Consider the following 20,993-nt stretch of genomic DNA (forward strand, 5'->3'; position numbering starts at 1 on the left):
AACTGCCGGGCCCGGCCCAGGGGTTCACCCCTCCGGCGCGGGCGTCGGCCTCACCGCATCCGCTCCCCCACCACCGCCTCGACGTCGCCGTCGTCCGCCGTGAACTCCCGCACCGTCCAGACCCGTTCCGGGATCCGCGTCCCCGCGCGGGTGGTGTGGGCCGCGACCCCGAGCGCGGCGGCCCCGTCGGCCGAGACCACGACTTCGGCGTCGGCCGTCGTTCCGTCCGAGAAGCGCACCAGCAGCCCCATCGGCGCGGGCGCCGCGACGTAACTCCCCGGGTCCGTCACCCCTTTCACCCGCACCCGGGCGCCCCGGAACAGATGCGTATGCCCGCACACTCCCGCGTACCGCCCGGTCCGGTCCACGACACCACCTCCGCCTCCCCTCACCCTCCGCCCGCTCCCCCGCGTCCGCACGCCGGACTACTCCAGGGGCGGCCTGGGGGTTCCCCCGGCTCGGCGCGCGTCCCGGGCGGCGCGGTCCCATGCCGCGCGGCGCAGCAGGCGCAGGCCGTTGAGGCCGACGATGACGGTGGAGCCCTCGTGGCCGAGGACGCCGAGCGGCAGCGGGAGGTGTCCGGCGAGGTCCCAGACGACCAGGGCGGAGATGAACGTCCCGGCGATCACGAGGTTCTGGACCACCAGGCGGCGTGCGGCCCGGGAGAGGTTCACCACGGTGGGGACGGCGGCGAGTTCGTCGCGGACGATGACGGCGTCGGCGGTCTCCAGGGCGAGGTCGGAGCCGGCGCGGCCCAGGGCGATGCCGGTGTGGGCGGCGGCCAGGGCGGGGGCGTCGTTGACGCCGTCACCGATGACCAGCACCTTGTGCCCGCGAGTCTCCAGGCGGCGTACGGCCTCGACCTTGTCCTGGGGCAGGAGGCCGGCGTGGACGTCGTCGCCGGGGATGCCGACGTCGGCGGCCAGCCGGGCGGCGGCGCGCGGGTTGTCGCCGGTCAGCAGCATCGGCGAACTGCCGGTCAGGGCGGTCAGGGCGGCGACCGTGGCGGCGGCGTCCGGGCGCAGCCGGTCGGCGATGCCCAGCACCCCGGCCGGAACGCCGTCGCGCAGGACCAGGACGGCGGTGCGTCCGCCGTTCTCCAGCCCGGCCACGACCTCCCCGGCGCGCGCCGGGACCGTGGTGTCGCCGTGGTCGAGGAGGCGGGCTGGGGTGCCGACCGCGATCGTGTGCCCGTCGACGGTGGCGGTGACGCCGACGCCGGGCGTGGAGGCGAAGTCCCGGGCGGCGGGGACGGCCAGGCGCCGGGTGCGGGCGGCGTCGACGACGGCGCGGGCCAGGGGGTGTTCGCTGGGGTGCTCGGCGGCGGCGGCGAGTGCCAGCAGCGTGTCCTCGCTCAGGCCGGAGCCGGGCAGGGGGCTGATGTCGGTGACGCGGGGGGTGCCCTCGGTGAGGGTGCCGGTCTTGTCGAGGGCGACCGCGTCGACCTGTCCGAGGCGTTCCATGGCGACGGCGGACTTCACCAGCACGCCGTGACGTCCGGCGTTGGCGATCGCGGAGAGCAGGGGCGGCATCGTCGCGAGGACCACCGCGCACGGCGAGGCCACGATCATGAAGGTCATCGCCCGCAGCAGCGAGCCGGTCAGCTCCGCGCCGAACGCGAGGGGGACGGCGAAGACGGCGAGGGTCGCGACGACCATGCCCAGGCTGTAGCGCTGTTCGACCTTCTCGATGAACAGTTGGGTGGGCGCCTTGGTCCCGGAGGCCTCCTCGACCATCGCGACGATCCGGGCGATCACCGAGTCGGAGGCGTCCCGTTGGACCTCGACCCGCAGGGCGCCGGTGCCGTTGAGCGTGCCGGCGAACACCTCGTCGCCCGGCCCCTTGGCCACCGGCAGCGGTTCGCCGGTGATGGTGGCCTGGTCGACCTCGCTGCTCCCGTCCAGCACGCGGCCGTCCGCGCCGACCCGTTCGCCGGGGCGGACGAGGATGACGTCCCCGACCAGCAGGTCCCCGGTCGCGACGTTCTCCTCGCTTCCGTCACCGGCCAGGCGGGTCGCGGTGGTGGGGGCGAGGTCGAGCAGCGCGCGGACCGCGTCCTGGGTGCGGGCGGTCGCCAGCGCCTCCAGGGCGCCGGAGGTGGCGAAGATGACGATCAGCAGCGCGCCGTCCATCACCTGCCCGATCGACGCCGCGCCGAGCGCGGCGACGATCATCAGCAGGTCCACGTCCAGGGTCTTCTCGCGCAGCGCCGCCAGTCCGGCCAGGGCGGGCTCCCAGCCGCCGGTGACGTAGGCGGCGGCGTAGAGGGGGCCCCAGGCCCACATGGGGGCGCCGGTCCGCTGGAGCGGCAGCGCGATCAGGAACAGCGCCAGCGCCGCGGCGGCCCAGCGCGCCTCGGGCAGGGCGAGCACCCGGGTACGGCGGCCCGGCGCCGTGTCCGGGGCGGCCGGAGCCGGGTGTTCGGGCCGCTGGATCAGGCCAGAAGGCATGGCGGACAACCCTTCACGGGCACGGGGACGCGACACCCCCACCATACAGGAACACCTGAACAGTTCTTCAAGTGTCGTCGGTAGGATGGACGCCATGGGTCATGGAGCCGACGGCACGCACCACGCCACCGCGCGCGAGCGCCTGGACGCGGTGGGGGCCACCGACGTCGCCGCCACCCTCCAGGCCCTGGCCACCCCGTCGCGCCTGTACATCCTCGCCCGCCTCCAGGAGGGCCCCTGCGCGGTCGGTGACCTCGCCGAGGCGGTGGGCATGGAGGCGTCCGCCTGCTCCCACCAGCTCCGCCTGCTGCGCAACCTCGGGCTCGTCACCGGCGAGCGCCACGGCCGCTCGATCGTCTACGCCCTTCACGACAACCATGTCGCGGAGCTGCTGGAGCAGGCTCTCTTCCACGTCGAGCATCTGCGTCTGGGGCTGCGCGACGCCCCCGCCGCCGAGGCGGCCCCGACCGCCGCCCGGCGGTAGGCGGTCACACCCCGGTCTCCGCCGCGATCCGGCCCTCGCGCACCGCCCGCACCAGGGCGGCGTGGTCGGCCTCCGTGCGCTCCGCGTAGGCCACGGCGAAACGCGCCACCGCCTCGTCCAGCTCCTCGCCGCGCCCGCAGTATCCGGCGATGCCGCGCGGGTCGGCGCTGTGCGAGTGGGCGCGGGCCATCAGCGCGCCGGTCATCCGCGCGTAGTCGTCGAGCTGGCCGGGGGCCAGTGCCGCCGGGTCGACGCTGCCCTTCCGGTTGCGGAACTGCCGCACCTGGAACGGCCGTCCGTCGACCGTCGTCCAGCCGAGCAGGACGTCCGAGACGACCTGCATGCGCTGCTGGCCGAGCACCACGCGGCGCCCCTCGTGCTCCACCGGGGGCACCGGGAAACCGGCCCGCGCCAGGTGCGGGAGCAGCACGGAGGGCCGCGCCTCCTTCACCTGGAGCACCAGCGGCTCGCCTCGGTGGTCCACCAGCAGCACCACGTACGAGCGGGTCCCCACGCTGCCGGTGCCCACGATCCGGAAGGCCACGTCGTGGACGGAGTCCCGGCCCAGCAAAGGCCGCCGGTCCTCGGGGAGCGTGCGCAGGTAGCCGGCCAGCGAGGCGGCGACCGTGGCCGCCTCGGCGTCGGGGCCGCGCCGCAGGACGGGCGGGGCGTCGGTGAAGCGCAGTCCGCCGTCCGCGAGCCGTTCGGTCGACTTGGCGGCGAAGCGGGCGCTGGTGTTGCGCCGGGCCTTGTCCGCGACGCGGGCCAGCGTGCCCGCGAGGTCGTGGGCGTCGGCGTGCGAGACCAGTTCCTCGTCCGCGACGGCGTTCCACGCCTCGGCGGCGGGCATCTTCGCCAGCAGCCGCATCGTTCTGCGGTCCGAGCCGGCGGCGTCGCGGGCGGCGGTGCGGCAGGTGTCCTCGTCGGCTCCCGCCTCGCGACCGGCCAGCACCAGCGAGGTGGCCAGCCGTTTGAGGTCCCATTCCCAGGGGCCGGGCGCGGTCTCGTCGAAGTCGTTCAGGTCGATGACCAGGCGGCTCCTGGCGTCGCCGTAGAGCCCGAAGTTCGCGGCGTGGGCGTCGCCGCAGAGCTGGGCGGTCAGGCCCGTGGCCGGGGTGCCGTGGGCCAGGTCGTGGGCCATCAGCCCGGCGGAGCCGCGCAGGAAGGCGAACGGTCCGGCGGCCATCCGTCCCACCCGGATCGGCGTCAGGTGGGGCAGACGGACGGCGTTGGACTCCTCGACGGCCGTCACCGGGTCCGGCCGGCCGGGAGGCTCCGTGAAGTCGGCGTGGGCGGACCGGGGCACGGAGGCCCGCAGCGCCTTTCCATCCTTCTTCGGCGAGCCGGGGCTCCACCGGGGGGCGAAGCCCTCCACGTCCGGTATCCGCTCCATGCCGCGCCCTTCTCCCGACGGGTCCCGCCCGCGTCCGGGGCGGCGATCGGCAGAACCGTATCCTCCGCTGCCGCCGTTCCGCCCGGGGCTCGTTGGGAACAGGCCGGTGTGCCGGGGTCAGCGGCCGACGGGGTCGCCCTCGGCGCCGTCGTCGCGCGTGCGCAGCAGCACGTGGCCGCCGTGCCGCAAGGGCGTGTCCAGCTCGATCCGGGCCGCCTCGCCGCCGGTGCGGGCGTCGAAGAGGTGGACCTCGCCGGGGCCGCCGGGCGGGACGGCGACCCAGTCCGCCGCCGGCGAGGCCGCCACCGCGCGGCGCTGGACGCCCTCCCAGGGGGTGCCGCCCCGGCGCGGGGCGCCGTCCATGGCGGGGAGGGGGACGCGGTGGGCGGTCCCGTCGTCGGCGGCCAGCAGGATCAGTTCGTCACCGTCCGGGTGGATCCGGGTGAACGCGGTGTGGTCCCGGGCGAGGGCCAGCCGGAAGACGAGCCCCGGGCCGAGGTCCGTCAGGGTCGTACGGCCGGTCTCCAGGTCGTGGCGCCACGCCTGGTTCGTCCACGACGGCCACCGCAGCGGGTCCGAGGGGCCGCCCCGCAGCGTCGACCACAGCGCCCGGCGCCGGGTGTCGAGCCGCAGGTACCAGCCCCGGGCGGGCGCGCCCCACGGGATCACCGGCTCCGCGACGAGCGCGTCGCCGTCCCGGCGCGCCACGTAAACCCCTTCGCCGGTGGCCGCGAACAGGCGGCCGGACGCGGGGTCGTGGGCGTCCCCGTGCCCGTCGTCGGGGAGCGGGAGGGACGCGTGGGGCGTGACCGGCGGGCAGCCGGGCGGCGTGCCGAGCAGGTCGGCGTGCCGGTGGACGGCCAGCGCGCCGGGCTCCCGGTGCCGCAGGACGACGAGGGGGTCTCCCCCGCCCAGGACGGTCACCCCCGGCTCGCCCACGCGCGTGCGCGTCCGGGCCGCGTCTCCCGTGGTGAGGTCGACGACCGTCAGCAGGTCCGACCACGGCTCGTCGTTCCTGCCCAGGCCCGTAGTGACGGCCACCCACCGGCCGGACGGGTCGGCGGCGAGGTGCTCGGCCGGCACCGCGACCGGAATCGCGGCCTCCACCAGCTCGCCGGCGAACGGGGCGAGCACCAGCAGCTCGCCCCGGCGGTCGTCGACGCAGGCGATCCTCCCGCCGGGGAGGGCCAGGAACCCGGCGTGCTCGGAGAGGTGACGGCCGGTGAGGCGGCCCGTCCCGGGGCCGTCCGGCACGGACAGCACACGGCCGGCTCCCGCCACATGGTCGGAGACGAGCAGCAGGGGGCCGGCGGTCATCAGTGCCTCCATCGCGGAACCGGAACGTGGTGAAAACGATGACCAACTATGCGCGGCACGGCGGGCCGTCGAGGAGCCGGGCGCATGTTACGTGGATCACCCCCGCCCAACACTATGAAAAGATAATCATCTTCATTAAGGTCTCTCCTGCGGGCGCTCACTCGAACGCCGTACCTCCCTTGCGATGAAGGAGAGTTCATGGACAACGAGCAGATCTTCCAGCCGATCGCCGACCCGGGTCAGCTGGCCCACGACTCGGCCTCCCACTCCAACGCGCTCGTCGAGAACCCCTTCGACGACGACACCGAGGAGTGACCAGGGGCTAGTTCCCGACCGTGGGCCCGCCCGCCGACCGCTGGGCGGGCCCACGCACTCATCGCCATCCCTCGCCGACAGGAGAACGCCGTGTCCCGCAGCCAGCTCGCACCCGGTGTGGAGGTCGTCGCCGTGCCCGGGCGGGGCCTGGTCGTCCGTACGGCCGACGGGGAGTTCCTCAGCGTGCGGACCGGCGACGCGGACCCGGACGCGCTGCTGGCCCGGCTCTCCGGCACGGCGGCAAACGCGCCGGACACCGGGCTCGACCGGCTCGTCCACGCCTTCGAAGGCGCCGGGTACCTGGCGGAGGAGCCGCCGCGTCCTCAATGGCCCGCCGGGCGGCGGGACATCCGGCTCGTGGGCGACCCCGCGCTGACCAGGCCGCTGGCCGCGTACCTGCGGGTCGAGGGAGCCGAGCCGCGGCACGCGGAGCCCGGCGCGGCGGCCGAAGGACAGCCCGCCGCCGTCGTGTGGTGCCTCGACGGGCCCGTGCCCGAAGGGCTGTGGGACACCGCCGACCGGCTGCCCGAACGCGGCATCGCCTGGCTGCGCTGCCACCGCGAGGGCTGGCAGGCGTACGTGGAGCCCCTCGCGGCCACACGCGGCGACGTCACCTCGTCCCACGTCCGCGCCCGCCGGCTCGCCGCCACGCCCGCGCACCGCGAGCTGTCCGCCTACTGGAACGGCCCCCGCGCGGCCGGTGCCCCCGTCCGCCTCACCGCCCCGGCGGCCGGGCTGCTCGCCGCCCTGCTGTGCGACGACCTCACCCGGTGGGCCACCGGCGTTCCCGACACCGGCCCGATCCCCGCCCGGCGCCGCCTCCGCCGGATCGACCTGCGCACGCTGACCGTCACCGAACACCCCGTCCTGCCCGTCCCCGACGTCGCCCCGATGCCCGGGAAGGCCGGATGACACCCCTCACCGTGGCCGTCGAGGGCCTTGCCACGGACGTCGAACTCCCGGACGGCGACGGTCCGTTCCCGGCCGTCCTCGTCCGCACGCCCTACGACAGGCGCAACCACCGCGCGGAACTGCGCGGATGGGCCCGGCGCGGGTTCGCCTCGGTGGCGCAGGACGTGCGGGGGCGGCACGCCTCGGCGGGCGAGTGGCGGCCGTACGCGCACGAAACCGACGACGGCGCGGCCACCGCCCGCTGGCTGCGCCGCCAGCCCTGGAGCGACGGGCGGCTGGTGGCGGCGGGCGCCTCCTACGCCGGGCACTGCGCCCTCGCCCTCGCGCTGGAGGCCCCCGAGGACGCCCGCCCCGACGCCGTCATCGCCGCCGTGCCCGCGCTGGACACCGCCGAGACGGCCCGCGAACCATCGGGCGTGGAACGGCTGTCGGCCCGCGCCGGGTGGTGGGCCGCGCCCGGGGACCGGCGGGACTCCGCCGAGGCGGCCCTGGGCAAGGCCCTGGCCGCCGCCCCCGGGTTGCTCGCCCCCCTGCCGGTGGCGGACCTCCCCGCCAGGCTCGGCCGGAGCCTGCCCTCCTGGCCGGGCGTGTGGCGGCACCGCGAGCGCGGCCGGTTCGGTGAACGGGCGCGGCGGGCCGGGATGCCGCTGCTCGCGGTGGGCGGGCATCACGACCATTTCGCCGAGGACACCGTCGCGTTGTGGCACCGGTGGGGCGGGCCCTCGGCGCGGCTGCTGATGGGCCCCTGGGGCCACGGCCTCGTCGCCGAGCCCGGACCCGACGCCGGTCCGGCGCACCGGCCGCGGCTCGGCGACCTCTACGCGCACTGGGCCCGCCTCGCCCTCGCCGGGGAGCTGCGGCCGGGGAAGCGGGGCGCGGTCGCGCTGGGCGGCAGCCCCCTGTGGCTGCCCGCCGGCACGGAGGGCGCGCCCTACAGCCCCGGGCTGCGGCCGCTGCGCGGGACTTCGTTCACCGCCGATCCCGAGAACCCGGTGCTGTCGGGGACGTTGACCGTCCCAGCCGGGGGCACGCCCGCCCGCTGCGTCCTGGTCACCGCGCCGCTGCCGCGCCCGCTGGACGTCGTCGGCCCCGCCTCGGTGCGGCTGCGGGCCACCGCCGGAACGCCGGGCGCGGACTGGTTCGCCCGGCTCGTCGCGGTCACCCCGGAGGGCACGGCCGAGCGGCTGGCCGTCGGCGTCGTCCGGCGCGCCGATCCTCCCGGGCGGGCCGCCGAGTTCACCGTGCCGCTCGGCCGCCTCGCGCGGCGGCTGCCCGAGGGCACCCGGCTCCGCCTGGAGATCGCCGGGCACCACTTCCCGGCCCACGCCCGCAACCCCCACACCGGGGACGACCCGGTCACGGCCACCCGCCTGCTCGCCTCCCGGCGCGAGGTCGACCCCGGGCACGTGGCGCTGAGCCTGCCCGCGCTCCGGTCCCGCCCCGAACCCACCGACCCCGAACAGGAGATCCCGCGATGACGGCGCTGCCGCTGGAAGCCCTCGTCGATCCCGTCTGCGGCATCGTCCGCAAGGTCAAGCCCGTCGAACACCCCGCGGGCGCGCCGCCCCGCTACACCGCGCTCACCGCCGAGATCGCCGACGCCCGCAGGCTCGGCCTGTGGCCGGCGGACCGGGTGTCGCTCGGCACCACCTTCGGCGACCCCGAGGGCGCCAGGACGGCCGCCATAGCCGAGGGCATCGAACGGTACTGCGGCAACCGCGTCCCGCCGCCCGGCCACCCGGACGCGCCGCTGCGCGCCACCGCCGCCGAACTGGCCGCGAAGGGACTGCGGTTGTACGGGCCGGACGAGCTGCCGTCCTACGCTCCCTGGCAGTACGCCCGCGAACGGTTCCCCTACCGACCCCTCCCCCCCGACACACCGTCCCTGTGGACGCGCGGGGAGGAACGGCTGCCCGGCGGGGAAACGGCCGAGGTCTGGGCGCCCGTCGCGCTCACCCACCTCAACTGGCGCCAGGGCGAGCTGCGTTCCCTCCCCCGCACCCACCACCTCAACTACGCGGGGATCGCCACCGGGCAGGGGTTCGACGACGCGGTCGAGCGCGGCCTGCTGGAGATCGTCGAACGCGACGCGCTGGAACTGTGGTGGCACCTCGACGGTCCGGCCCGCGGCATCGACCCGGCCAGCGTGCCCGGCCTCGCCGACGACCTCGCCGGATGCGGGCTCGACCTCTGGCTCGTCGAGATGCCCTCGGAGTTCGCCTCCTGCATGGCCGCGCTGGTCCACGACCCCCGGCTCGGCATCCACGCCGCCGGGTTCGCCTGCAAGTACGACCCGGCCGAGGCCGCCCGCAAGGCCGTGCTGGAGGCCGTCCACACCTGGGTCTTCACCCAGGGGCTCACCGACCCCGACGGATGGGTGTTCCAGGCCGTCGAGGCCGGGCTGCTCGCCCGTGGCCTCTACCTCGACCACCGCGAGGACCGCCGCTACCTCGACGCGTGCGGCGAACACTTCGAGCGGGTGCGGGACCTGGGCGCGCACGTCCAGGTGTGGCTGGACGAGCGGATGGCGGCCGAGGCCCGGCGGTTCACCGAGCCCGCACACGGGGTCGTCCCCATCGAGGCGGTCGAGCCCGGCAGCCGGGACCGGCTGGACCGCGCGCTGCGCGACGGCGGCCACCGCGTCATGACGTTCGACCTCACCACCGAGGACGTGGCCGAGACACCGCTGCGCGTCGCCCGGGTCCTCGTCTCCGGCCTGCTGCCCAACGCCCCGGCCGCGTTCGGCTACTTCGGCTGCCCGCGCCTCGCCGACGCCGCCGTCGCCCGTGGCTGGCGCACGACCGCGCCGAGCGCGCCGGAGGACTTCACGCTGGCTCCTCCGCCCCACATGTGAGGGCCCGCCCGTGGATCTCGTCACCGCTCTCGCCCGCGCCCGTTCCCCCGAGGAGCCCGGCCCGGACACGCCCGCCGGACCCGCCGTCCGCGCGTGGCCGGGACCGCCGCGCCCGCTGCCGCGGGCCGGCCCCGGGGAGCTGGACCTGCCGGCGCTGCTGCGCCTGTCGCTGGCGGCCTCGGACCGCGCCGGACGGCTGCGGCCCACCCCGTCCGCGGGCGCGCTGCACCCGGTGGACGCCCGGCTCGTCGTGGGCACCGGCTGCCCGCTGCCACCCGGACGCTACGGCTACGACCCGCTCCGCCACCGCGTGCACTACCTCGGCCCCGGACCCGGCGACGCGCCGCCCGGGGCGACCGTCGAACTGTCCGTCACCCCGCGCCGCACGGTCTCCCATTACGGCCACCGTGCCTGGCCGCTGATGCTGCTGGACACCGGGCACGCCGCCGCGGCGCTGTGGCTCGCGGCCCGCGCGCTGGGCGCGGACCCGCTCGCGCCCGGCCTCGTCCTGTCTCTTTTTAACCACTGAACCGCGCCACGAAGAAGACCATTTTCATATTATATGTTCCAGCCCGTCAGATTCAAATGCCGTTCGATGGTTAAGCCTTTAACTTTCAAATGAGACTAGACAGACATACTGAGCTACATTTACGATCATACAGACGAGGGCCCCGGAGGCGCCCACGCCCGGGGAGCTGCTGACCCGCCGCAGTGCCCGGCCACCGCTGCGGGGCGCGCCGCCCCACGACGCCCTGCGGGCGGTCCTCGCCACCGCCGCCGGGGCGAGCGACGGCGCACTCGCGTGGTGCGCGGCCGTCGGCGCGCCGCGACCCGGACTCGTCGAACTCGCGCCCGACGGCACCCTGCGGCGGCTCGCCTCCGGCGGGGCCCGGCCGACGCTCGCCGCCTGGGCGGCGGGCCAGGCGTGGATCGCGGACGCGGGCGCCGTCCTGCTCGGCCACGGCTGCCCGGCGGACGCCGACGCGCCGCTGATCCGCCGCGTCCACCTGCGCGCCGGGTTCGCCGCCGGACTGGCCCATGTGGCCGCCGGGCGACGGGGGCTGGCCCGCCGCCCCATCGGCGCCTGGCAGCGGGCCGACCTGGGCGCCGCGCTCGGCGGCACGCCCGGCAGGGACTGGATCGTCCACGGCCTGGCACTCGGCACCACCCATTCCGAAGAGGAAACCTCGTGATCGTCCATCCCGAGCTGCGTCGCGCCGCACGGCACGCACGGCGGCTCCTGCTCACGGCCACCCTGCTCCAGGGAGCCGTCACTCTCACCCATCTCGCGCAGGCCGTGCTGCTGGCCCACGCCCTCGCCGGCGTGGCCCGGGGCGATACGGACCACCTGCCGCCGCTCATCGGGGCCGTGCTCGGCGTCGTCGCCGCACGGGCCGCGCTCGGCCACCGGCAGCGGCGCACGGCCACCCGCGCCGGGGCGCGGGTCAGGGTGCTCCTGAGGGACGACCTCCTCGCCCACCTCGGGCGGCTCGGACCGGCGTACCTCACCACCGCGCGGGCCGGGGCCGTCCGTACCACCCTCGTGGACGGGGTCGAGGGCGTCGACGCCTACGTCTCGCGCTACCTGCCGCAGTTGCTGATCACCCTCTGCGTGCCGCCCCTGCTGCTCGCCGCCCTGGCGGCCGTCGAGCCCGCCGCCCTCGCCGGGCTCGTACCCGCCCTGCTGCTCGCCCTGGCCGGGCCGCGCGCCTGGGACCGGCTCCTCGCCCGGCGCGGCAAGGAGCACTGGGACACCTACGAGGGGCTGGGCGCCGACTACCTGGAGGCCCTCCAGGGCATGCCCGCGCTGCGGGCCGCGGGCGCCGTCGGGCGCACCCGGGAGCGGCTGGAAGAACGTTCGGCCGCGCTGCACCGGGCCACCGTCGCCAAACTGCGCGTCTCCCTGGTCGACACCGGACTGACCGACCTGGCCATCCAGGGCGGCACCGTGGCCGCCGCGCTGCTGGCCTGCTGGTCGGCCGTCACCGGATCGACGTCGGCGACGGGCACCTATCTGGTGCTGCTGCTGGCCTCCGAGTGCTTCCGTCCCGTGCGCGACCTGTCCCGCGAGTGGCACGCCGGGTACCTGGGCGTGTCGGCCGCGGACGGGCTCGCGGCGCTGCGCACCGCGGAACCCGCCGTCCCCGACACCGGAACGGCCCGCGCGCACTGGCCCGAGCCGCCCCGGCTGTGCTTCGAGAACGTGGAGTTCGGCTACGACGGCGCGAAGGACCCGGCCCTGCGCGGCGTCACCTTCACCGCCGAGGCGGGGCGCACCACCGCGATCGTGGGCCCTTCGGGCGCCGGCAAGTCCACGCTGATCGCCCTGCTCCTGCGCCATCGCGATCCCCGGCGGGGCCGGATCACCGTCGACGGCCGCGACGTGGCCGCGTACACGCTCGATTCGCTGCGCCAGGGCATCGCCGTCGTCTCCCAGGAGACCCACCTCTTCCAGGCGACCATCGCCGACAACCTGCGCCTGGCCCGGCCCACTGCCACGGACGACGATCTGGTCCGCGCGGCCCGCGCCGCCGGTGTCCACGACGAGATCGCCGCCCTCCCGGACGGCTACGCCACCGTGCTCGGTGAACGCGGCGCCACCCTGTCCGGTGGCCAGCGGCAGCGGCTCGCCCTCGCGCGAGCCCTGCTGGCCGACGCCCCGGTGCTCGTCCTCGACGAGGCCACCAGCTCGGTCGACGAACGCCGCGAGGCGGACATCGTCCGCGAACTGCTGGCCGCCGCCGGACGCCGCACCGTCCTCGTGGTCGCCCACCGGCTGAGCGCCGTGCGGGGGGCCGACCGGATCGTGGTGCTGAACGGCGGACGGGTGGACGCCGTCGGCGACCACGCCGCCCTCGTCGCGGCCGGAGGCGTCTACGCGGAGCTGGTCAGGGCGGGCCACGCCCACGAAGGAGGGCTCGCCGCATGAGCGGTACCCACGCCACCGGCACGACCGACGCGTCCCCGCCGCCGCGCGGCTCGCTGCGCGCCCTGCTGCCCGCGCTCGCCGGGCACCGGGCCATGGTGATCCGCACCTGTGCCGCCGCCCTCGTCGAACAGGGCTCGCTGGTCGCGTTGCTGACGCTCGCCGCGCACACGGTCGGAACCGCCGTCATCGAGGACCGCGCCCCCTCGGCCGGTACCGTCGCCGCGCTCGTCGTCCTCGTCCTGGTCCGCGCCCTGATGACCTGGCGGGAGATGGACCTCTCGCACGACCTGGCCTACCGCGTCCTGGCCGAGCTGCGGGTGCGGATCTTCGACGGGCTCGCCCGCAGCGCGCCCGCCCGGGTGGCCGGCCGGCGCAGCGGGGACCTGGCCGCCACCGCGATGGCCGACGTGGAGGCCCTGGAGTTCTTCTACGCCCACACCACGGCCCAGCTCCTCGCGTCCGGCGTCGTCCTCACCGGCGCCACCGCGGTCCTGGCCTCGGTGGAGCCGTGGCTGCCGGCGGCGGTGCTGCCGGTGGCCGCGCTGCTCGTCGCGGCGCCCTTCGCCGACGCGCGCGGACGCGCGGCGCGCGGCGCCCGTACCCGGGCCGCCGCCGCGAAGCTGTCGGCCGACACCGTGGAGACCGTCGACGGGCTGCGCGAACTGCTCGCCTTCGGCGGGCTGACCGAGCGGCGCGGCCGGCTCGCCGAACAGGGCCGCAGGGTGGGCGAGGCCCAGCGGTCCGAGGCCACCTGGGAGGCCATGACGGCCGCCGTCCGCGACCTCCTCATCGTGCTCGCGGTCCTCGGCGTGGTGGCCGCCGCCGCGCAGTCCGTGGCCTCCGGGCGGTTGCACGGCGCGTGGGCGCCCGCGGCGATGGCGCTGGCCCTGTCGGTGCTGGGCCCGGTCGCCGAGTCGGCCAGGGCGCTGAGCCAGGCGGTGGGTCTGCGGGCCGCCGCCGCCCGGGTCCACGCGGCCCTGGAAGCCCCCCCGGGTGAGCTTCGACTACGGGGGCCGGCCGGTGCTGGACGGCGTCGAGCTGACCGTTCCGGCGGGGCGGACCCTCGCCCTGGTCGGGGCCTCGGGGGCGGGCAAGTCGACCTGCGCCCACCTGCTGGCGCGGTTCTGGGACCCGTCCTCCGGAGCCGTCCATCTGGTGCCCGACGTCGGTGAGCCCGTCGATCTGCGCGACCTCTCCGACGCCGAGCTGCGGGGTGCCGTCGCCGTGGTGGGCCAGCACACGCCCCTCTTCCACGGAACGCTCGCCGAGAACCTGCGCCTCGGCGCGCCGGACGCGGACGCGCGCCTCCTGGCCGAGACGGCGCGGCGGTGCGGTGTCGACGCGATCGCCCCCATGGACACCCTCGTCGGCGAGCGCGGCGCCACCGTCTCCGGCGGCCAGCGCGCCCGGATCGCCCTCGCCCGCGCCCTGCTCACGGAGCCCCGGGTCCTCGTCCTGGACGAGACCACCGCCCACCTGGACAACGCCGGCGACGAAGAACTCGCCGCCGTGCTCGGCGAGAAGGACCGCACCACGATCGTCATCGCCCACCGCCCCGCGACCATCCGCCGGGCGGACCGCATCGCCGTCCTGGAAGGCGGACGCATCGCGGAGGAAGGCACCTGGGAGCAGCTCACCGCCCGCCCCGACAGCGCGCTGAACCGCGTCCTGGCCGTCCCCTCCCGCTGACCGGCCGGAACCGGCCACGGGGAACGGGCCACGGGGAACGGGCCACGGGGAACGGGCGACGGGGAACGGCGACGGCCGCCCGGCGCGGGCCGGGCGGCCGTCGAGGTGGGGGCGCGGCGTTCGGACGGTGGTCAGAACGCCTCGGGGTACAGGCCGGCGGCGATGTCCGCGACCGCGTCGACATTGCCGAGCGCGCCGGGGTAGGCGTCGGAGGCGGAGATCGCGATGAGGCGGTCGTGGCGCACGGCGTCGAGGTCGGGGAAGGTGCTCGTCAGGTAGTCGCGGGTGGCCTGCTCGTGCTCGGGGCTGTTGACGGCGAAGACGAGGGCCTGCGGGTCGCGTTCGGCGAGCGTCTCGGGGTTGATCTGCGCGGCGAAGAACTCGGCGAACGCCGCGTCGTCGGGGCCGAAGACGTTCTCGCCGCCGGCCCGGTCGATGATGTCGTACTCGATGCCGGCGCCGATCGCGGAGAGCGTGGAGCCCTCGACATAGACCTGGGCGACCGTCACGGGCTCCTGGTCCGCGACGCGTTCGGCGACGTCGTCCAGCGTGGCCCGGGCCTCCTCGGCGAGTCCGGCGGCGGCTTCCTCGGCGCCCAGGGCGCCGCCCAGGGCGTCCAGGTCGGTGAACAGGTCCTCGACCGTGCCGGTCATACGGCGGTCCGCGCAGCCGCCGGTGGCGATGTAGGCGGCCACGCCCGCCTCGTCGAGCTGCTCGATGCTGGCGAAACCCTGCTCGGCGGTGAACTCGTAGGCGGCGGGCGCGAAGACGAAGTCGGGTCCGGCCTCCAGCAGCACCTCCCGCGTGGGCGGGGCGTCCTCGCTGAGCACCGGTATGTCCTGGGCCTCGTCCCGCAGCTCCTCGGGCAGCGGCGCGGTGGCGGTCTGCGCCCGGCCCACCATCCGGTCGCCCAGGCCGAGGCGCAGCAGCAGCTCCGTCGGCGAGGGGCTCAGGCCCACGATCGCCTCCGGCGTGCCGGGCAGGACGACCTCCCGGCCGCAGTTGCTGAGAACGGTCCGCTGCTGACCGCCGGTGCCCTCGCCGTCCTCCTCGGGCTCGGAGACGCCCGAGCCGCAGGCGGTCGCGGTGAGCAGGCCCAGACAGGCCAGCGCCGTTCCGGTGACGGCGAACCGGGAGGGGGAGGGACGGGTCATCGCGCATGCTCCTTGGCTGGGCGCTCGGGCGCCGGGTCGGGTGACGGGGGTGAGGGGAAGGAGGAGAAGGCGATCAGGGGCCGCCCGGTCTCCGGATGGCTGAGGCGGTGGGCCCGTACGCCGAAGACGTCGCCGATCAGCTCGGGCGTCAGCACCTCGTCCGGCGGGCCGTGCGTGATGACCCGCCCCTCCTTCATGACGGCGACGACGTCGCAGTGGGCCGCCGCCAGGTTCAGGTCGTGCAGGGCCGCGAGTGTGGTCAGTCCCAGCTCGCCGATGATGCGCATGAGTTCGAGCTGGAAGGAGATGTCCAGGTGGTTGGTCGGCTCGTCCAGCACCAGCACCTGGCTCTCCTGCACGAGGGCGCGCGCCAGCAGCACCCGCTGCTTCTCGCCGCCCGACAGCCCGGCGAACGGCCGTCCCGCCAGCGCGGCGGCGCCGACGCGGGCGAGGGCGCGGTCGGCGAGCGCGAGGTCGTGCGGCGAGTCGCCCCCGAAGCCCCGGTGGTGGGGCAGGCGCCCGAGGAGGACGACGTCGAGCACGTCGAGGTCGAAATCGGCGGTGGTCTCCTGCGTCATGACGGCGACCTGCCGCGCCACGGTCCGCGGCGGCAGCTCCCACACGTCCTGCCCGCCGACGCCGACCGTGCCGCTCGCGGGCCTGGTGACGCGGTAGAGGCTGCGCAGCAGCGTCGACTTGCCGCTTCCGTTGGGGCCGACGAGTCCGGCGACCTGGCCCGGTTCCACGCCGAACGTCGCTCCGTGCACGACGCGGGTGCCGCCCAGCGCGACGACGACGTCCGAGAAATCCACCCTCATCGCAGCATCCCCGCCCTGGCCGCGCGTCCCTGGCGTATCAGCCACAGGAAGCAGGGGGCACCGACCACGGCGGTGACGATGCCGATCGGGATCTCGGTGGGCTCGGCGACGGTCCGGGCGAGCACGTCGGCGGCCATCAGGAACAGCGCGCCGCCCAGGATGGTGACGGGCAGCATCCGGCGGTGGTCGGCTCCGACGAAAATGCGGGCGGCGTGCGGGACGACCAGCCCGACGAAGCCGATGCCACCGCTGACCGCCACCACCGCCCCGGTCAGCAGGGAGGCGGCGATCACCAACTGTCCGCGCATGCGGTTGACGTTGACGCCCAGTGCCGTGGCGTTCTCGTCACCGACCAGCAGGGCGTTCAGCGCGCGGGCGTTCGCCAGGGCGTAGAGCGTGACGGCGGCGAGCGCGGCGGCGGGGACGGCGAGCTGGTCCATGGTGGCCGCGGGGACGCTGCCTAGCAGGAAGAACAGCACGCTGAAGACGTTCTGCGCCTCGGTGGTCAGCGTCAGGTAGCTCGTCACCGCGCTGAGCAGGGAGCCGAGGGCGACTCCGGCGAGGATCATGCGCGTCGGCGCGAGCACGCCGTGCTGCCGGGCCAGCAGGTAGACGGCGGCGGTCGCGCCGAGCGCGCCGAGGAACGCGGCGCCGCTGAGCGGGAGTCCGCCCACCGCGGCCGAGCCCAGCGTGATCACGGCGACGGCGCCGACGCCCGCCCCGGCGGAGACCCCCAGCACGTACGGCTCGGCCAGCGGGTTGCGCACCGCCGCCTGCATCAGCGCCCCGGCCAGCGCCAGCCCGGCCCCGGCCAGGCCGGCCAGCAGCGTGCGCGGCAACCGGAACTGCCACACGGCCTGGTCCTGGAGGCGGGTGATCGAACCGTCGCTCATCCAGGGCGCGTCGGGAACGAGGTGGCCGACGATGATGCGCACGGCGTCGACCGTCCCGACATCGGCCGGGCCGGTGGCGCCGGAGACGACGAGGACGGTCAGGATGGCGAACACGAGAGCGAGGTGCGCGCCGATCAACGCCCCGGCGGACCGGCGTCGCACCCGCTGTCTCGCGGCCTCTCTCATGGCGGACAACGGCACGCCTCCCCCAACACCCATGTGAAAACGGTTGTCGTAACCGTATCCACTTCGGGGACAGCGGGCAACGGTCGCGCACCGATGTGAAGACGATCACCGGGCCGCCCGGGGCCGTACCACCCGACCGCCGCCGGGTGCCGCCTCACGCCATCCGCTCGCCCACCACCGCCTCGACGCCCCCTCCGCGCCCCGAACTCCCGCACCGGCCAGACGCATTGCGGTACGTTTGTTTCTTTTTTTTTTCAAGCAGAGGCCGGCTTCCGTTTTTCCTGCCTTTCTCTTGGGCTCGGAGATGTTTATAAGAGCCAGGTCCCCGACACCGAACCGCGGCAACGAGCCGGTCAACGGGTCGTCGAGCCTGCCCGACCAGCCGCCCGGTGCCGCAGACCCGCCCCGGCACGAGCCCCGTGGAGACGCTCGGCCGGCACGGCCACCACCACTGACGCACCGTCCTCGACGCCACCGGCGGATCATTCCGCTTCCGGCCGGCGAACCCGCGCGCATCCCGGACGAGAGGCAGGCCGCCCGGCCTCGGACGGACGAGCCGATGGCGTGGGGTCGCGGCACGGCCGGTTCAGCGCCGCACGCGTTGCGGGCACCACCGGGCCTTGTCACGATACCCACGCATGCCCGATAAGCCCGATTCGCTTCGCCATGGCCGCTCGGGCGGAGGGCGAGGCGGTCCCGGGCGACGGAAAGCGGCCTCCTCGTCACGCCGGCGAAGTGAGCGCGACCCCAGGGAGCGAGGAGCTCGATATGCCACCGGAAAAGAAGAAGCTCACGATGAACGTCGGCTCGAATTCCCGTCCGAGCGCACCCTACTGCGCGGTGCCGAAAGTCGGCGATCAGGAAGCCTCACGCCACCACGTCATTCCCTATCCGCGCCTGGGGGAATTCTGGAACACTTTGATTCTCCAGTCCCACTACAACGCGGAGATCACCCCTCTGACCGAAGCCATCAAAAAGAATCTCGACTGCTACGGCACAAAGTTCAGCGATCTACAGCGGAGAGACCTCGGGGCCCTGCTCGACAAACTTCCCACCTATCAGCACGATCCCAGCGGTGACCCACCGGGCACGGGTTCCGCCTGGGACGACTTCCAGGAGATCTACTGCTGGCTGCCGGGCAACCTCTTCGTCGGTCCGCCGGACGCATTGCGCAGCAACCCTCCTGGGAAGGGAGACATCGAGCCGAAGGCGTGCGAAGCGATCATCAGCGTGGAGAGGTACGACAAACTCAGGTCGACAGACCTCAACATGAGGGACTACATCAGCGCACCCACCCAGGCGCGAGCACACACCATCATCACTGTGTTCAAGGAGACACTCGCCGGCGCTTTCGCCACGGTCACGCCCTACAATGCGGACCAGTGGAAAAAGGTGAACGGCAAGTATGAGATCAGACCGCTCACGAGGAATATCGAGCCTCTCCCACCGGCAGCGAAGAAGCTCAAAGTGCGCGGGTACGTCGATCTGGAGATCGAGATCTGACCCACGGGGACGGGAGCACCACGCCCGGACGGGGCACCACCATGCGCGCACGGCATCAGCTTCCCGTCCCGGCGTCAGCGCCGTGGCGCCCGCGGGAGGGGGAACTCCGCCCAGATGGTCTTCCCGTGGCGGACGTAGCGCGCGCCCCACCGGGAGGTGCTGGCGCCGACGAGCTGGAGGCCGCGCCCGTTCTCGCCGAGGAGGGAGGCGTGGCGTACGCGGGGGGTGGCCTCGCTGGCGTCGGAGACCTCGCACGTGAGGATGTCGGTGCGCAGCAGGCGGAGCTGGGCGGGCCCGGTGGCGTGGCGGATGACGTTGCCCATCAGTTCGCTGACGACCAGTTCGGCGCTCGCCACCAGATCCTCCAGGTCCCACGCGGCCAACTGTTCGCGGATGTGGTGCCGGGCGAGACGGGCGGCGGTCGGGTCGTCGGGCAGGTCCCAGCTGGCGACGTCCGCCGCGGGCAGGAGGTGGGTGCGCAGCGCCAGCAGAGCCGCGTCGTCCTCCTGCTCCCTGCCCGCCGGGAGCAGCGCGGCGGTGACCGCGTCGCAGAGCCGCTCCAGCCAGGCGGCCTCCGGGGCCCGGTCGTCCCGGCACCCCACCGCGGGCGGGGCCGGGGAGAGGGCCGCCTCGTTCAGCGCGGTGGCCAGGCGGCCCCGTCCCGCGTCGCGTTCCGCGCGGTGGGCGCGGGTCAGGCCGTCGGTCCACAGCGCCAGCAGCGTCCCCTCGGGCAGCGTCAGCTCGGTCGGCCGGTAGGGCTGCTGGGTCACGCCCAGGGGTGGCCCCGGGACGACGACGGGGAAGCGGACCGCGCCGTCCGGCGGGAGCACCGCGGGGGGCGGGTGACCGGCGCTGGCCAGGGCGCAGCAGCCGGTGACGGGGTCGTAGACGGCGTACAGGCAGGTGGCGTACACCTCGTCGTCCAGGCCGGTGACGATGTCGTTCAGGCGGGCCAGCACTTCCTCGGGGGTCGGGTCGAGGGTGGTGAGGGTGGTGACGGCGGTGCGCAGCCGGCCCATCACCATGGCCGCGCGCTGCCCGTGCCCGAGGACGTCGCCGATGACGAGCGCCACCCGGCCGGAGGACAGCGGCAGGGTGTCGTACCAGTCGCCGCCCGCCTCGGAACGCTCGCCCGCCGGCCGGTAGCGGGCGGCGGCGGTGAGCGCGGGCAGGGCGGGCAGGACGCGTGGCAGCAGGTCCCGCTGGAAACGCTGGGCGCGTTCGTGCTCGGTGTCGTAGAGCCTGGCCCGTTCCAGGGCTTGCGCGATGAGGCCGTTGAGCGTGGTCAGCAGGCCCCGTTCCTCGTCCGAGAACGTCCGGGGCCGGTCGTAGGAGATCACGCAGGTGCCGACGAAGCGGCCGGAGGCGTTCAGCGGCAGGACGGCCCAGGAGTGCTTGCCCCCGGTCCTGGACAGGTCCAGGCCGCCGCTGAGCCGGTCCATCTCCGCCCGGGAGCCGATGAACTTCGGCTCCTCACCGCCGAGCACGGCGAGCCGCTGCCTCCTGTCGGCCTCCGCCATGCGGCGGGGGAAGTCCGGCGGATAGCCCACGATGCCGACGAGTTCGGGCCCCTGTCCCCCGGTCACGTCCTCCAGCACCAGGCCGCTGGCCCCGAACGCCGGCAGGACGTGCTCGGCCGCCGCGTGCGCCACGTCCTGGCTGCTCAGCGCCTGGGCCAGAGCGCCGGTCAGGGCACCGATCAGCCGCGCCCGCTCCGACGCGTCCCGCTCGGCGCGCTGGTCCGCGGACAGCGGCGCCAGGTAGAGCGTGACGCAGTCGTCCACCGGGACCAGCCTGACCCGGTGTCCCGGCGGCAGGACCCGCCGGTCCAGCTCGAAGGTGGCCGGCTCCCGGACGGCGGCGACCGACGCGCACCGCGCCGGCAGACCGGCCTCGCGCAGCCGGGGCAACGCCTCCCACAGGACGCGTCCGGTCAGCGGAACGGGGTCCGGTCCCGCCAGGCGCCGGGCCGCCGGGTTGGCGTACCGCACCCGCCCGTCCCCGGCGCCGAGCACGATGACGGCGTCCGGGGTGGCCCGCAGCGCCCGCGAGACGGCCCGCTCCGCCGCGACGTCGTCGATGCCGTCCATCACCTT

The 20,993-nt window shown here is 75.2% G+C and carries 17 protein-coding genes and 1 pseudogene; 10 read left to right on the forward strand and 8 right to left on the reverse strand.

Annotated features, from left to right (window positions below; genetic code table 11):
- Positions 1-50: 50 nt before the first annotated feature.
- Positions 51-368 (reverse strand): hypothetical protein, encoded by a 318-nt coding sequence (locus BN2279_RS08950; RefSeq protein ID WP_059008177.1) that lies wholly within the window; start codon positions 366-368, stop codon positions 51-53.
- 57 nt (positions 369-425) lie between these two features.
- Complete coding sequence (locus BN2279_RS08955) at positions 426-2,450, reverse strand: heavy metal translocating P-type ATPase (RefSeq protein ID WP_059008178.1); 2,025 nt, start codon at positions 2,448-2,450, stop codon at positions 426-428.
- A gap of 94 nt (positions 2,451-2,544) precedes the next feature.
- On the opposite strand from BN2279_RS08955, the gene BN2279_RS08960 reads away from it, so the two are divergent.
- Positions 2,545-2,934: an ArsR/SmtB family transcription factor gene (locus BN2279_RS08960; RefSeq protein WP_059008267.1), complete on the forward strand. Its 390-nt coding sequence runs from the start codon at positions 2,545-2,547 to the stop codon at positions 2,932-2,934.
- A 4-nt stretch (positions 2,935-2,938) separates the two neighbouring features.
- Here BN2279_RS08960 and BN2279_RS08965 read toward each other — a convergent pair whose 3' ends face one another.
- Positions 2,939-4,327, reverse strand: coding sequence for a DUF2252 domain-containing protein (locus tag BN2279_RS08965; protein ID WP_079031999.1), 1,389 nt, complete (start codon positions 4,325-4,327; stop codon positions 2,939-2,941).
- 117 nt (positions 4,328-4,444) lie between these two features.
- On the reverse strand, positions 4,445-5,644 hold the full coding sequence (locus tag BN2279_RS08970; RefSeq protein ID WP_059008180.1) for a hypothetical protein: 1,200 nt from the start codon (positions 5,642-5,644) through the stop codon (positions 4,445-4,447).
- A 198-nt stretch (positions 5,645-5,842) separates the two neighbouring features.
- Between BN2279_RS08970 and amiA the strand changes: the two genes are divergently transcribed.
- The 8 genes and pseudogenes from amiA to BN2279_RS09005 all read left to right on the forward strand — a co-directional run bounded on the left by amiA (position 5,843) and on the right by BN2279_RS09005 (position 14,343).
- Positions 5,843-5,959, forward strand: a complete 117-nt coding sequence (gene amiA, locus BN2279_RS30985) for a streptamidine family RiPP (protein WP_267887119.1) — start codon at positions 5,843-5,845, stop codon at positions 5,957-5,959.
- A gap of 90 nt (positions 5,960-6,049) precedes the next feature.
- A complete protein-coding gene (locus BN2279_RS08975; RefSeq protein ID WP_059008181.1) occupies positions 6,050-6,871 on the forward strand; it encodes a hypothetical protein in 822 nt (273 codons plus the stop codon).
- Positions 6,868-8,349 carry a CocE/NonD family hydrolase gene (locus BN2279_RS08980; protein ID WP_059008182.1) on the forward strand — a complete coding sequence of 494 codons (1,482 nt, stop codon included), beginning with the start codon at positions 6,868-6,870 and terminating at the stop codon, positions 8,347-8,349. The genes BN2279_RS08975 and BN2279_RS08980 overlap by 4 nt, the downstream gene beginning before the upstream one ends.
- Positions 8,346-9,725 (forward strand): YcaO-like family protein, encoded by a 1,380-nt coding sequence (locus tag BN2279_RS08985; RefSeq protein ID WP_059008183.1) that lies wholly within the window; start codon positions 8,346-8,348, stop codon positions 9,723-9,725. Before BN2279_RS08980 ends, BN2279_RS08985 begins: the two co-directional genes overlap by 4 nt.
- A 10-nt stretch (positions 9,726-9,735) precedes the next feature.
- The gene (locus BN2279_RS08990) at positions 9,736-10,254 is read left to right on the forward strand and encodes a nitroreductase family protein (RefSeq protein WP_407702208.1); all 519 of its coding nucleotides are present in this window, start codon (positions 9,736-9,738) and stop codon (positions 10,252-10,254) included.
- A gap of 511 nt (positions 10,255-10,765) precedes the next feature.
- On the forward strand, positions 10,766-10,918 hold the full coding sequence (locus BN2279_RS31450; RefSeq protein WP_407702209.1) for a hypothetical protein: 153 nt from the start codon (positions 10,766-10,768) through the stop codon (positions 10,916-10,918).
- Positions 10,915-12,654, forward strand: coding sequence for an ABC transporter ATP-binding protein/permease (locus BN2279_RS09000; RefSeq protein ID WP_059008184.1), 1,740 nt, complete (start codon positions 10,915-10,917; stop codon positions 12,652-12,654). The genes BN2279_RS31450 and BN2279_RS09000 overlap by 4 nt, the downstream gene beginning before the upstream one ends.
- Positions 12,651-14,343, forward strand: a pseudogene (locus tag BN2279_RS09005) (ABC transporter ATP-binding protein). The gene BN2279_RS09000 and the pseudogene BN2279_RS09005 overlap by 4 nt, the downstream one beginning before the upstream one ends.
- Positions 14,344-14,474: 131 nt before the next feature.
- On the opposite strand, the gene BN2279_RS09010 reads toward BN2279_RS09005, so the two are convergent.
- The 3 genes from BN2279_RS09010 to BN2279_RS09020 are packed head-to-tail and all read right to left on the reverse strand — an operon-like array spanning position 14,475 to position 17,394.
- The gene (locus BN2279_RS09010) at positions 14,475-15,497 is read right to left on the reverse strand and encodes an ABC transporter substrate-binding protein (protein ID WP_079032000.1); all 1,023 of its coding nucleotides are present in this window, start codon (positions 15,495-15,497) and stop codon (positions 14,475-14,477) included.
- Positions 15,494-16,315, reverse strand: a complete 822-nt coding sequence (locus BN2279_RS09015) for an ABC transporter ATP-binding protein (RefSeq protein WP_059008185.1) — start codon at positions 16,313-16,315, stop codon at positions 15,494-15,496. Before BN2279_RS09015 ends, BN2279_RS09010 begins: the two co-directional genes overlap by 4 nt.
- Positions 16,312-17,394 (reverse strand): FecCD family ABC transporter permease, encoded by a 1,083-nt coding sequence (locus BN2279_RS09020; protein WP_079032001.1) that lies wholly within the window; start codon positions 17,392-17,394, stop codon positions 16,312-16,314. The genes BN2279_RS09015 and BN2279_RS09020 overlap by 4 nt, the downstream gene beginning before the upstream one ends.
- Before the next feature lie 768 nt (positions 17,395-18,162).
- Here BN2279_RS09020 and BN2279_RS09025 point away from each other — a divergent pair.
- Entirely contained in the window at positions 18,163-18,897 is a 735-nt protein-coding gene (locus tag BN2279_RS09025) for a hypothetical protein (RefSeq protein ID WP_159037161.1), read from the forward strand.
- A gap of 74 nt (positions 18,898-18,971) precedes the next feature.
- Here the strand turns inward: BN2279_RS09025 and BN2279_RS09030 are convergent, their stop codons facing one another.
- Positions 18,972-20,987, reverse strand: a complete 2,016-nt coding sequence (locus tag BN2279_RS09030) for a SpoIIE family protein phosphatase (RefSeq protein WP_059008187.1) — start codon at positions 20,985-20,987, stop codon at positions 18,972-18,974.
- Between the last annotated feature and the right edge of the window lie 6 nt (positions 20,988-20,993).

This window comes from Streptomyces specialis (assembly GCF_001493375.1).
Classification (GTDB): Bacteria; Actinomycetota; Actinomycetes; order Streptomycetales; family Streptomycetaceae; genus Streptomyces; species Streptomyces specialis.

Excerpts from the sequence above, each read along its gene's own strand:
- BN2279_RS08980 (WP_059008182.1), top strand. The coding sequence starts at position 6,868 with ATGACACCCCTCACCGTGGCCGTCGAGGGCCTTGCCACGGACGTCGAA.
- BN2279_RS08970 (WP_059008180.1), bottom strand. The coding sequence starts at position 5,644 with ATGACCGCCGGCCCCCTGCTGCTCGTCTCCGACCATGTGGCGGGAGCC.
- BN2279_RS08985 (WP_059008183.1), top strand. The coding sequence starts at position 8,346 with ATGACGGCGCTGCCGCTGGAAGCCCTCGTCGATCCCGTCTGCGGCATC.
- BN2279_RS08965 (WP_079031999.1), bottom strand. The coding sequence starts at position 4,327 with ATGGAGCGGATACCGGACGTGGAGGGCTTCGCCCCCCGGTGGAGCCCC.
- BN2279_RS09015 (WP_059008185.1), bottom strand. The coding sequence starts at position 16,315 with ATGAGGGTGGATTTCTCGGACGTCGTCGTCGCGCTGGGCGGCACCCGC.
- amiA (WP_267887119.1), top strand. The coding sequence starts at position 5,843 with ATGGACAACGAGCAGATCTTCCAGCCGATCGCCGACCCGGGTCAGCTG.
- BN2279_RS09020 (WP_079032001.1), bottom strand. The coding sequence starts at position 17,394 with ATGAGAGAGGCCGCGAGACAGCGGGTGCGACGCCGGTCCGCCGGGGCG.
- BN2279_RS08960 (WP_059008267.1), top strand. The coding sequence starts at position 2,545 with ATGGGTCATGGAGCCGACGGCACGCACCACGCCACCGCGCGCGAGCGC.
- BN2279_RS08955 (WP_059008178.1), bottom strand. The coding sequence starts at position 2,450 with ATGCCTTCTGGCCTGATCCAGCGGCCCGAACACCCGGCTCCGGCCGCC.
- BN2279_RS09010 (WP_079032000.1), bottom strand. The coding sequence starts at position 15,497 with ATGACCCGTCCCTCCCCCTCCCGGTTCGCCGTCACCGGAACGGCGCTG.
- BN2279_RS09030 (WP_059008187.1), bottom strand. The coding sequence starts at position 20,987 with ATGGACGGCATCGACGACGTCGCGGCGGAGCGGGCCGTCTCGCGGGCG.
- BN2279_RS09025 (WP_159037161.1), top strand. The coding sequence starts at position 18,163 with ATGCCACCGGAAAAGAAGAAGCTCACGATGAACGTCGGCTCGAATTCC.